General features: G+C 42.5%; 4 protein-coding genes. All 4 read right to left on the bottom strand.

Annotated features, from left to right (window positions below; genetic code table 11):
• On the bottom strand, window positions 1–12,302 hold a 12,302-nt coding region (locus tag AB1414_06905), incomplete at its 3' end, for a hypothetical protein (protein ID MEW6607171.1).
• Between the two features lie 189 nt (window positions 12,303–12,491).
• Window positions 12,492–12,839 (bottom strand): nucleotidyltransferase domain-containing protein, encoded by a 348-nt coding sequence (locus AB1414_06900; protein MEW6607170.1) that lies wholly within the window; start codon window positions 12,837–12,839, stop codon window positions 12,492–12,494.
• A 139-nt stretch (window positions 12,840–12,978) separates the two neighbouring features.
• Entirely contained in the window at window positions 12,979–13,377 is a 399-nt protein-coding gene (locus AB1414_06895) for a HEPN domain-containing protein (protein ID MEW6607169.1), read from the bottom strand.
• Window positions 13,374–13,748 carry a nucleotidyltransferase domain-containing protein gene (locus AB1414_06890; GenBank protein ID MEW6607168.1) on the bottom strand — a complete coding sequence of 125 codons (375 nt, stop codon included), beginning with the start codon at window positions 13,746–13,748 and terminating at the stop codon, window positions 13,374–13,376. Before AB1414_06890 ends, AB1414_06895 begins: the two co-directional genes overlap by 4 nt.
• Window positions 13,749–14,046: the final 298 nt, after the last annotated feature.

Genomic DNA, 14,046 nt, shown 5'->3' with positions numbered 1-14,046 from the left:
GTCACAGTAGCAATGATTGTATCAGTAGTTGTCCATGTGCCATCACCATCATCACGATAGATGAAGATATATTCGAATAACGCCTTTGCCTGGTCATCGGTAAATCCCGTTGCAGTCGTCGTCACACTACCAAACCAAACCGTTACCGTCCCAAATTCTATCTTACCTGCGGTCAGAGTCCCGGGATTGGTTATATCTATCTTGAGTAAATCCTCCCGTTGACTTTCATTCATCAGGCGTGGGAAATCGTCTGTTTCTGTTCCTGGGTAAGGTGGGAGAAAGTAGGCAGTATCTGAAATCGTAGCTATTGGGTTAATAGGAATAGCCGTGCATACCGTAGAAGAAGCAACCAAAGTAGAACCGGTAGCCAAAGTTAAACCAATATTCGTTGATTCATCCCGTATTTTTACATCCCCCTGATTTAGCGGGGCAATAGTTGCCTTAAAATTCCGTGTTTGAGTGCCACTGGCATCTGGTTTTAACCTGACGACTAAATAGTAGATATTTGATGTCCCGGCATTTATCCTTGTAGTTTCCCCAAAACCAGATAATGTTACTGTTCCACCACTAAAATCAGAAGACATCCTTATCAATGTATCCCCTTCTGCAAAACCATTTTTAGTAGAGTCATAATAAACACTCACCGACCCAAATAACGAATTCATCTGGCTGGCATTAAATACCATCCCTGTCTGACTGCCAAAGACTACCGTCAAGGTAGCAAATTCTATCTGTCCCGCACTTGATACCCCTCTGTTTAAAATCTCTATCTTCAACAAATCATCTATTGCCCCATCTTTTAATCTCCAGGGACTGGATGTGCTGTCTGTCACTGTTACCCTGGGGTCAACGGCAATGATAGATTGGCTGGTAGATTGAGAGCCATAGGAGGTCGCATCTAGGGAAAGGGTAATATTGGTTGTGCCATCCCTGATGCCTACCCAACTGCTGGTAATACTTGCTACCAATGTATCTACTGAACCTGCACTTGCCGTTGGTTTTATAGCCACCACTAAAAAGTAAGTCTTTGAACCCGCACCTGCAATTTGTGTCGAATCCGTCCCATCCGTGAAGACAAAGGTTAAAAATCCTGTAGAACTAACATTAGTCGGCGACTGTGTTCCAATCAATCTATCCGTCCCTACACCATAGCCATTATTCTCCTCATCCCAATAAACACTGATTGTGCCAAATAGATTTTGTGCCTCTGAGGTAGTAATTGCATTTGCTCCAGCACCATCTTCAGAAAATCTTACGGTCAAGGTGCTAAATTCTATCTTGCCAGCAGTAACTACCCCTAAGTGCGTAATAATCATCTTAAGTAAATCCGTCTGTGTTCCATCCTTTAAGGTAGAAGTATCTGTAGCAACATTAATCACCTCAACCTTTGGATTTATCGGTATGGCTGTGACCGCACTGGAAGTGCCTGGTGAAAAACCAAAGCTGAGTGGAATATCCTCCCGCATATCCTCGATGCCTACATCCGAGGTCTCGTTCACTGCCGCTATAAATGTTCGTGTGCCTTCATAACCACTGGCATTATTCTTTAAAGCCACCTGTAAGAAATACCAGGAAGATGTGCCACCCGATATTTGTGTATAAGCCCCTTCTGGCAGAGCAAATGTCAGGTTAGCCAGCACATCTGTGCCTGTAGCCGTCTTTACCAGGTCATCTGCCACCCCATCCTTGTTATCATCCAGATAAATACTTACTGTGCCAAATAGGCTTTGGGCATCAACATCTGACATATAAGTCATATTAGATCTATAAAAACTAACGGTCACAGTAGCAAGTTCTATCTTCCCAGCAGTTGACACACCGTTATGCGTTATCACCATCTTTAACAAGTCATCCTCCGCCAAATCCTTGATGGTCGCAGGGGCAGAGGTAGTGATTGTGGCTGATGGGTCAACTGGAAGAGCCTTAGTTGGAGTGGAAGTTGCCTCATCAGTGCTTCCAATCAATGGCAACCCAATATCGCTGATTACATCTTCAATCTTTATCTCACCTGCCTGGGCATTTACTTTTGCCACAAAGTTACGCGTAGCCGTTCCACTGGCATCGGGTTTTAATTTCACGGTGAGATAGAATGTCTTTGTTGCCCCACCATTTATCCAGGCATTAGAATTATCCGTTAAAACAATAGTCGTTGTGCCTGAAACTGAACTACCGGATACCTCTCCTACTGAATAATCATCCCCTGCCTGAGAAAAACCGTTGTTTGATGAATCCCAATATACCTGCACCATTTCAAACAGGCTTTGTGCCTGGGCATCGGTAAATCCGGTTGTGGCTTCACTGCCAAATCGCACAGTCAATGTAGCAAACCGTATCTTGCCTGCACCAACAACACCATTGTTGGTAATCACTACCTTGAGTAAATCATCTACCGAAGTATCTTTCTGATAAACCGAAGAACTTGAGGTTACCGTAGCACTCGGGTCAACTGGCACTGCCCAGACAATACCGGACTGTGTTCCTTGACTGGCACTGGCAATCGGTAGCCCAATGTTAGACGCCTCATCTCGCACACAGGTGTATGACCCGGGACTGAATTTGACCATAAAACTCTTGGTGGTATAGGTAGAAGCGGTAGTCTTCAATTCAAAGACAAGAAAATATATATTTGACGAACCAGCAGAAACCTTGCTATACTGGTTAGCCGTATCCAATACAATGGTCAAAGTGCCATTATTTAAGGCAGAAGAAAGCCCTGCATTAGTAATTGTGCCAATAGCAATTATATCGGTATTTGTCCCATAAACACCATTGCTATCGGAATCATAATAAACAAAGATATTGTTAAATAGGTTCTGTGCCTGACTGGTAGTCAAAGCAGTAGTTGAATTACTCCCCAGCCAAACCGTTAAGGTGGCAAATTCTACCTTTCCTGCTGATACCTCACCGGTATTCTGAATGGTAATACTGATTAAATCATCTTTTTGCTCATCTTTAATGATAGAAGGACTGGTATTAGTCGCAGTAATCAACGGGTCAATCGGCACGGCAGTTAGAGAATTGGATGTTCCTGGCAATAAATTCATACTCAAATTAATATCATCACGGCTGTCCTCAATCTTAATATCACCAGATTCATTGACACAGGCAAGAACGGTCTTTGGAGAATAGCCACTGGCAGTCCCTGTAAGTTCCACCACCAAAAGATAGGTAGAATAAGAACCACCAGTAACTCTGGTCGATGTCCCTTTTATCAGTGTCAATATCAATGGGTTAATTACCGCACTACCAGTCGCCGACCCCACAATTTCATCACCCGAAAAACTCCCATCTTTTTCATCATCCCGGTAGAGTGACACAGTGCCAAATAATGCCTGAACATCAGAATTAGTCAATAAAGCCAATGTATCCTGCCGCTTGAAACGAACAGTCACAGTAGCAAATTCTACCTTCTCGGCAGTAGAAGTGCCGTTGTGCGTAATATCTATCTTTAGAATATCATCCCTTGCCCTATCTTTAATCGAGCCATAAGGTATGGTCACCCGGGTCACCGTGCCAGATGGGTCAACAGGAATAGCCTTTGTAGTCGTAGATGTTGCCGAAATAGGATTAGAATCAATGGCTACCTCTCTATCCATATTGGCATCTTCTACACAAACATCTGTGCCTGTGCCGCCATTATTTACCTTAACCGCTAAGGCGAAGGTGCGTGTGGCAAAGCCACTGGCATTAACATTTAGCTTTGCGACGACAAAAAATGTTGCTGTTGCCCCTGGCTCTATCCAGCAATTCTGGTCATTATCCGTAAAGGTAATGGTGCCGATACCATTGGTTAAGGTTATGCTCCCAGAGGTAACCGTGGCTATCTTTACCCCACCTTCGGTATATGTCCCTCGATAAACCCAGATTGTATCAAACAAGTTCTGTGCCTCTTGAGTAGTCATTGGGGTAAATGTTGGAGCACCATTACTAAACCTTACCCGTAATCGAGCGAATTCTAAAGTTGCCTCAGTTGAACTGCCGGTATGCGATATTTTTAACCGCAAAATATCATCCGTATTTCCATCTTTCAAATAGATAGGTGCAGGCACATCGCTTACTACTACCGTAGCCGAGGTCCCGGTTAGTGGTTTTTCGGCTGTAACCAAAGTAGAACTAACTGTGCTTACCGCAATGATACTCAATGGAATGCTATCCCGCGTATCCATAATCCTGGCATCTGTATCGCCATCTATCTTTACACCAAAGGTTTTAGTTGCCTGCTGACTGGCTGTCCCGGTTAATTCAACCACTACCAGATATGTGCGAGAGATAGCACCTGCCAATTGTATATTTTGATTTTGTGTGCCAAGAACCACTGTGGTCAGACTACCTACATTTGCCCCTGTCTGACTACCTACATCTGTATCTAAGCCACCATTATCATAATTATTATTCCCATTGTCTAAGAACAGATAGACTGTCTTGACCAGTGATTGCACTTGCGAATCAGTCAAGCCAGCAGACTGCGTGCCAAAAAACCTCAATGATAGTGTGCCAAAGGTAATCGTTCCGGCACCTGATACCCCACTATGGGTAACCACTAATTTCAGTAAATCCTCTTTCTCACCATCCGTCATTGTTGGTGGGTCAGGATGACCCGGGCTGCCAGGTGCACAATCAGTTATAGATACACCCGGGTCAACAGGAATTGGAGTAATAACTGTAGAAGTCGCTACTTGAGTATAAGTTCCAGGCAGAGCAATCTGGGTATTGGCATCCTGAATAACCACAGTATTGCCCGCCTGACCTGATGAAACCGCAAATGTTCTCGTACCTTTACCACTTGCGGTTGATTGTAGGCTCACAAACACAAAAAATGTCTTTGAATTGCCTGCAGTTATCTGCGGGTCGGAATTACCAGTAAAGATATTTATTGTCTGCGGATTACTGGTAATGCTGGTATAACCAATGCGGGTACCATTATAATAAATGGCTACTTCTGAAATTAAACCTTGTGCCTCTGCGGTAGTTAAACTTACCGTTCCATCTTTAGTAAATAAAACTGTAACTGTAGCCAGTTCTATGGGTGCATCTAAACTATCACCCGTGTGTGTTACAACAACGCTGAGTAAATCGTCTACATTAGTATCTTTGATGTAAGGAGGACTGGGGGCACTATTTGATATAGTGATACTTGCCGTAGCAGGAATGGATTGAGCCGTAATCAGGGTTGAGGAGACAGTCGCTACAGGATTTACGCTAATTCTCGTCGTAGAAGTAGCCAACTCGATTGCCGCATCGACATCAGCATCTACAGTAGTAACAAATGTTCTGGGAGTCTGAAAACTGGCTGTCCCGGTTAATTCAACCACAAGAAAATAATACTTTGAACTATTCCCTGAAACTTTGGTTTCACCAGTCTCCGGAAAGGTAATCGTGCCATAACCTGAACTATCTAAGAAACCAGTAAAGTTGGTAACACTGCCTATGGCTATCGTATCGGTTTGTGAGGCATAGGTGTCGTCATCCGCACTATAATAAACATATACCTTCCTAAATAAACCTCCCATTTGTGAATTAGTTAAGGGCGTGGTCAAACTTTGGTCTTGCGTGAACTTCACCCGTAATGAGGCAAACTCTATCGGCCTACTGGTTGAAACACCGTTATGTATCACTCTCAGACGAAGTAAATCCTCTTTTTCGTTATCCGTCATCGTAGGAGGTGCACCTGTATATCTTGTGGGGGCGGTATCTGTAACTTGAATAGTTGGGTCTATTGGCACGGCTATGACCTTAGTTGAAACAGAACCACGACTGTTTGAAGTCAATCCTACCGGGATATTGCTGACCGCATCGCGTAACCCGATATTTGCTGTCCCAACCTCAATAAAATATGTATTAGTCCCCTGACCACTGGCACCATTCTTTAATTCTACCACTACAAAGAATGTAGTAGAAGTTGCTGATTGAATCTGGCTATTTGTGCTTTCAGTGATGGCAATCGTCCCATAACCCTGAGCATTTAACAAGGTGGTCATATTAGTCACCGTAGCAATAGCAGTCGTATCTGTATTAGTAGAATAAACACCATCCCCGTTATCCCGATAGATAAAGAGGTTTTCAAACAACATCTCTGCCTCAGCTTGAGCCAGCGGAGTTGTCCCTGTGGCATAGAACCGCATGCCCAGTGTCCCAAACTCAACCGCACCTGCACCCGGAGTGCCATTATTACCAATGGAAATAGATAACAGGTCATCCTTAGTCGTATCCTTCTGTTGGAGATTGGACATAAGTTTAGCTGTATCCGTTACCGTAGCACTTGCATCCACCGGAATAATGGTTACTGCCGGTGTTGATGAACCATAACTTGCACTATCTAAAGATAACCCGATATTACTCTGTTCATCCCGCATTCCTACCCACTGGTCAGTAATACTGCCAATAAATGTCTTGGGAGAAGCACCACTTGCCGTAGGTTTTAACTCGGCTACAAAGAAGTAGGTCGTTGATGAAGCAGATGGTATCTGTGTTCGTGTCCCTTCAACAAAGGTAAATGTCCCATAGCCCTGGGTGTTGATAAAGGCAGTCATATCCGTTGCACTGCCTACAACCGTAGTATCATTGGCTACCGTGTATGTGCCATCACGATTATCATCAAGATAAACGAATAGATTTTCGAATAATGCCTCTGCCTGTGCCCCTGTTAAAGCACTACCCCCACTCTGTGTAAATCTCACGGTTAGAGTTGCCCATTCTACCTTCCCTGCACCTGACATACCTGTATTGGTAATCTTGATAGCCAGTAATCCATTCTTTGGCTGGCCATCGTCTCGAAGCACCGCTTGAGCAATCGTGGATACCTCTACCTTTGGATTCTTGGGCAGGGCAGTAACGGATGTAGAACTGCCTGGGGTAAGTGAAATAGTAAGATTCGTATCATCTGAAAATGCCTCTACTTTCACATCCGTAGTCGAACCCACATTAGCCACAAATGTCTTTGTCCCATAGCTACTTGCAGTCCCGCGTAACTCCACTACCAGATAATAGATAGACGAACTACCTCCCTCTATTCTGGTAGCAGAAATCTCATCAAAGGTAAAGGTAAGTGTGCCTAAAATAGCCGTGCCTGTAGCTACTTTAACAATAGTATCGCCATCCAAATAGACACTTACCGTGCCAAATAAATTCTGGACATCTGCATTTGTCATAGAGGTCATATTAGACCTATAAAAACCCACCGTCAGAGTCGCAAACTCAATCTTTCCACTGGTTATTGTGCCATTATGCGTAATCTGAATCCTCAAAATATCATCTGCCTGACTATCTATTATCCCGGGAGGGCTGGTAGGTGCAGATGAAGAAATAACTACCGTCGGATTCTTTGGCACTGCCCGCACATCGGATGAAGTCACCGGACTCGTAGTGGAGATAGTTACCGTTCCACCTTCCTCTAAATTCACATCCTTTAAAATCACCTGGCTATCTCCATCAATTGTCGCATTGAATGTATGTGTCGAAGTGCCACTGGCATCTTCACGCAATTCTACTACTACAAAGTATGTCTTTGTGGTATTTGTGGCGATAGTTGTCTCTATCACCTTAGTAAAGGCAATGGATAATGTGCCCAAAGACGAAAGGCTAATTTCAGCATTAGGGATTGTCTTCACCAGGGTATCTGTTGTTTGGAATTGATTATCACCGGTATCGAGGTAAATATAGATATTCTTAAATAACGATTTCGCTTGTGCGGTAGTCAAAGCCCCGGTCCAGCTGCCAAATACTACCTCCATCTGTGATAGCCACATTGACGACTCCGTAGTCGTGCCATTATGAGTAATTGCTACCCCCAACAAATCGTCTATGTTACTATCTGGCATATTGTAAGGATTGCTGGGCACAGTATTGGTTACATTAACCGTAGCCGTCGGCACGACCCCCTGTGCCGTAACCGTAGCGGAAGTAACCGGACTATCTGGCGAAGAAACAGTCAATCGATACCCACTATCCTGCTCAACTATGAATGGGTCATAGAGACTATTTATCACCGCTACAAAGCTATTTGTCCCTTGCTTACTTGCCTTAACGGCATCATTGCGTAATTGGACAACGAGAAAGTATGTTTTTGAACCCGCCGGAGCAATGACGGTATTTGTGCTGCTGGCAACAGGAATGGAAGTTACCCCACTTATGGTTGTAGCAGTGCCTACCCGAATAGTGTCTGAAGATAGACTATAGCTTCCATCATTCCCGGAATCTAAATACACCCAGACATTGCTAAATAAATTCTGTGCCTCTGTAGAAGTCATTGTCGCACCTGTTTTACCACCAAGGAAGGTTACGGTTAGAGTAGCAAATCGGACATTGGGCAAAATAGTAGCTGTTTCTCCATGATATACCTTAATTCGCAACACATCTTCCTGCTCACCATCGGTCATTGTAGGTGGTGCTGGGGCAGTATCATCTACATCTACCGTAGGATTTTTCATCACAATCTTTGTCGTCGGTGTAGATGTCGCCGGTGTAGTTGGACTAATAGTATGTGTAGCAAGGTTATCCTGCCGTCGTAAGGTGCAATTATCACCATCGATAATAGCATTAAATGTGTTTATCGCACCCAAGGTAGCGGTTGCCTTCAGGTCTATGACTAAAAAGTAATATTTGGTTGCCCCTGTGCCAATTTGAGTAGAGGAATTATTGGGCAAGTCTATCTTTTGAATGCCACCGGGAAGGTCTATCTGGGCATTAGTAATTGTGGCTACCGGAGTATCAGTACCACCAAATTCAAAATCGCCAGTATCAAGATAAATAAAGATATTCTCAAACAATTCCTTTGTCTGGGTAGTAGTCAAGGCAGTAGCACCATCGGTAAATTGGACAGTCACGGTAGCAAATACAAGTCCTACCGTTGCCGGAATACCACTATGCCTCACCTCTAATCTCAGCAAGTCATTGGTTTCATCATTGAACATCCTGCCAAAGTCTGGGTCAATCGTTGTCGTCCCGGGCCCGGTGCTATCCACTACAATCGACGGGTCTGCTGATGCGGATTTCAATGAGGTAGATGTGCCTACATTATAACCTCCGATGGTAAGTGTGCCCTCAGTATTGGCATCCTGAGCAACTACCTTCGAGCCATCAATCGTAGCGGAAAATGTACCATAATCATTAGCATTGGCTGTCAGTTTAACCACTAACAGATATGTCTTTGTGCCAACAGATTTAGGCACCTGCACATTTGTATCTCCATCAGTAAAGGTAAAGGTAGTACTCCCTTTAATAGTAGTCGTTGCTCCAACCTGGGTATCACTTTCATCATAGTTATTATTGCCGCTGTCAAGATAGACATAGACCGCTTGAAATAAATTCGCCGCTTGAGTATCAGTCAATTCAGTAAATGTAGGTGTGCCATTAGTAAATTTCACCTTCAAACTTACCATCTCTATATTTGCATCCTTTGAATCACCTGTATGCCCAAACTTTATCATCAATAGATCGTTGGTCTCACCATTAGTAATTGAAGTAGGTGCCGAATCATAGACAAAAACATTGGGTGGTGTTGGTGTGCCTTGAGCAGTGATTACGGCAGTGGTAACCGAAGAGGTCGGATTAATAGTCAGGATAATATTCGACAGGTTATCACGCACGGTAGTATCAGTAGCCGGCTCAAAGGTTGCCGCAAAGGTGCGAACAGCAGAATCACTGGCAGTCCCCCTCAACTCCACCACCACAAAATATGATTTAGGACTACCTACAGAAACAATTGTCTCAGCAGCGGTATTGTAAAGGTCTATCTTTTGCTTACCACCATCCAGAGAGATATTGGCATTAGTTACACTGCCAACTACCATATCACCCTCTTCAAAGATGCCATTGGTGTCGTAATAGATAATGATTTTGTCAAACAATGATTTTGCCTGCGGCGTATCCAGAGGCGAACTGCCATTCGAGGTAAGTTTCACAGTAACGGTAGCCAATCTTATATCCTGTGAACCTAAAATACCTTTATGTGTCAATGTCAGCCGTAGCAAATCTTCTTTTTCTAAGTCACTCATCGTTGAAGGGGAAGGTGCAGTAGAGGTAGCCGAGACATCAGGGTTAGGCGACACCGCAGTTACCTGTGTGGATGTCCCCAGGTCAGAAGTAACCATACTAAGTTGCTCATTGGTATCCCCTGCCCTAACTACCGGGTCGGTATCTTCCTTTATCTTTGCCATAAAGAGGCGTGGTGAGACACTGCTTGCCGTGCCAGTCAATTCCACCACAAAAAGATAGGTAGCCGATGCTCCAGCAGAGACCGTAGTCCTTGTGCTTGACTCAAGTTCAACGGTATTTGTGCCGGAGATAAGGCTTTGCGTCAAACTACCAACTACTACATCTGACGCCCCAAATAGCCCATTTCCATCTTCATCATAATAAATATACAATTTCTTAAACAAAGCCTGTGCCTGTCCTGTAGTCAACTGCATATCCGTCTGACTTCCAAACCTCACGGTCACACTGGCAAACTTTACCTCCTGTGCCCCAGCCATACCCGGATTAATTAATTTTATCTTCAAAAGCCCATCTTTATCATTCTCACATATCTTGACAGGGGCGATATTGCTCACATCAACCTCAGGTCTAATAGGTATTGCCTTGACCTGGGTAGATGTCGCTGGAGTAAATGTGGTCGCTAACTCAAATTTATCCCGCCAGTCAAATGTCTTTGCCGAAATTATCGAGGCAACAAATGTATCTGTAGCATAACCGCTGGCTGTCCCTGATAACTTGACCACCAGGAAATAAACGGTTGATGTCCCACCATCGGTCTTGATATTCGTATCACTTGTGCCAAAAACAAAGGTTTGCTCACCATTTGTATCAAGTGACGGTGTGTAAGTAGCCACCCGAGTATCAGTAGATGAACTATAAGAACCATCCCCTGTATCCCGATAGATATAGAAATAGGCAAACAATCTACTTGCATCCTGATTAGATAAGGCAGTAGTGCCATCTTTGGTAAATCTAAATGTTGCCGTTCCAAATCCGATACTTCCTGAACTTGAAGTGCCGGTATGGGTTATGGTTATCTTTAAAAGGTCATCATCACTACCATCCGGGATATTAACTGGAGCAGTATTTGTTCCAACCACACCAGGATCTTTGGGGATAGCCTTTACCTGAGTAGATTGCCCTGAGCCTGAGGAATTAATCCCAAGTCGAGTATCACTGGTTTCATCCTCAATGACCACATCACCTGCCTGGGCATTCACCGTTACCGCAAAGGTTCTGGTTGCCCAACCGCTTGCCCCTTGAGTTAATTCTATCACCAGGAAATAAGTAGAGGTAGAAGGGCCCCAGGAGGTGACGGTATAAGAACTCGGGTCTGGCAGGATAATCGTCATTGTGCCATTTGAAGTTAGACTAATACTCCCCTGAGTAACCGTAGCGACACAAATATCCTCTGACCCATAATTCCCTATCCCGGTAGGAGTGCCATCACGAAAGACAAATATATTCTGGAATAGTGCTTGAGGTGTGGTTGTGCCGGTAAGAGAGATTCCATCTGAGGTAAATTTCATCGTCAGGTAGGCAAATTCTATATTTCCTGCCAGAGAATTGCTATTATGTGTAACCGCTATCTTTAAAATATCGTCAATACTGCCATCTTTTAAGGTAGTAGGAGCGGTATCAGTTACAGTTATAGTTGGGTCTTCTGGCACTGCTACACATTGGCTCGAACTAACTAACTCAGCCCCTTCCTGCTCTAAAACCAGAGGATTGTCTGATAGCCCATCATCATCAACAATGAACTCTAAATTACTACTGGTGCCTTGCGTGCCGTTTTCATCCATCGTAACGACAAATGTCTTTGTCCCTTGTGCACTGGCATCCTGTTTTAATTGCAAGACTAAAAAGAAGGTCTTTGTTGCCCCAGAGGTTATCTGAAGATCGGCATCATTATCAGTAAAGACAATAGACAAAATCCCACTTGTGCCCAGTGAAAAAAAGTTGGTAGTAGATGTCGCAGGACCATCCTCAGTTAAATCAGTAAAAACCCCATTACCATCGTCCTTAGCAATCCATAGTTGAGTAAATAAGTTACTCGCCTCAGTACCAGTAATTGGTGTTGTGCCATTGGTAGTAAATTTTAAATCCACCTTTGCCCATTCTACAGGTGAAATGTCAGTATTATTAAAAATACTAATTTTCAATAAATCATCGCTGTCGCCATCAATAATTTTAATCGGGGCGGTATTAGTTGCAGTAACAGTAACAGTGCCAGCACAGGCAGGTAAGCTAAACAAAAAAAGTAACGCACTAAATAAAAGAAGTGCTAATAACTTTTTATAATTTAATTTTTTAACCTTTTCATCACCCATCTTCAAAAAATCCTTTCTTGTGGAAGTAAGATAAAATCTTTTTCCGTAACCGTTCACCGCAGAGGCACAGAGACGCAGAGATACTCTAATTCTTTTATTTCTCTGTTTCTCAGCGTCTCTGCGGTAAAATCTTTCCCCCTTTTTCCTCTTTCCCTTTGTTACACTTATTTCATCTTTTTAAAAAATCTTTCAAGTTGCTTTCCATATCAATATTCCATCCCTCTCAATATCTCGAATTATGGCTGTTCTTACTCTCTTCTCCAATTCAAACTCCTCTTTCTCAAAAACTACTGGTGAAACTAAAGTATTATACTCAAGAGATAGTTCTGTCATCATCTCACATATTTGATCATCAAATCTCCTATCCTCCTTATCGACTACTATTAGAAGGTCAATATCTGATTCTTTATCTCCATCTCCTCTTGCTTTTGAGCCAAAAAGTTCGATCAACTCGATTCTATTTGAATAATTATCTAACAAAAAATCTTTAAATTCATTTACAGCTTTTTGTTTTATTTCTTGTAACATATCTAACATTATTAATTACCCATTTAAACAAAATCCTTTTTGTATAGTAGGACAAGCATCCTCTTTGTCATTTCACCCGCAGTCACCCGGATGGTTGACTTACACCTGAATATATTCAGGAGACGGCACTTAACCTCTCCTAAATCTCTTATATCTTCTTTCGTTTCAATTCGTTAAGTACCTTCTCTATTTCTTCAATAATCTTCTCTGCCTCGTTAATCTGCATTTCTGCCTCTTCCCTTGAAACAATCATAAAATCTTTATAATCACCATCCTCGCGCATATCCTTAGCTATAGCTAATTTTTTTCCTGATGTTTTATCTACTATCTCTGTTTTTACAAAGTGTTGGTTGAATAAAGAGATAACCCCTGAATGTTTACTACTATCAAGCCCTTTAGTAGCAAGTAACGCTCTGGCAGATGAAAACATAGCATAATAAGAACGAGAGATAGAATCTTTATAATGACCATTTTCATAAAGAACCTTTGCCGCTGCTAATTTTTCTTTAGCATTTTGTATCCTGTATTCGCAGAGTGCTTCATTCATAATTTTATCCCCTCTTTTTCTACATTTTCAATAAAGGGCGAGTGTAGTTCTTCATTCTTTTGATATTCATAAAGTGACATAATTCCTGGAGAAATCTTCAACTCGTAGTCAGGATCTATACCAAATAAAATATCATATACTTTATCTCTTACTTTTACTGATTTTACCTGAAAGACTAACAGAACATCTATATCAGAGTCTTTGGCAAAATCACCCCTTACCTTTGACCCAAATAGTCGAATAGAGAGAATATTCTCTCCAAATTTTTCTCTTAATTCTTTCACAAATGCCCTTATAATTTTCTTTTCTCTTTTATTTAAATAATCAAATGATTTTTTATGATTTAGTTTTTTAACCTTTTCATCACCCATTTAAACAGAATCCTTTTTTATTTATAGCTACAAAATATAGTTTTTTCACTGCACAGGACGCAGAGAGTAGAAAGTAAAGAAAATATCACTCCTGTTGCCTATCTCCTTATCTCCTACCTTCTATCTCCTACCACTATTTTCATCCTCATTTGTGAACCAACGGTTCATGCCCGGTTTCCCCTGAAAATGTATGTAAGTTGTTGTAATTATTTATTTTTTGTAGTAGCGAGAGGAAAGTAAAACCATCCCTTCCCTTAAAAGCACACAATATCCCCTTCTTGCCATTGTCTCGAAAACC

Source organism: bacterium (assembly GCA_040755795.1).
Taxonomy (GTDB): Bacteria; UBA9089; CG2-30-40-21; order CG2-30-40-21; family SBAY01; genus JBFLXS01.
This window is presented reverse-complemented; position numbering and strand designations above follow the sequence as displayed.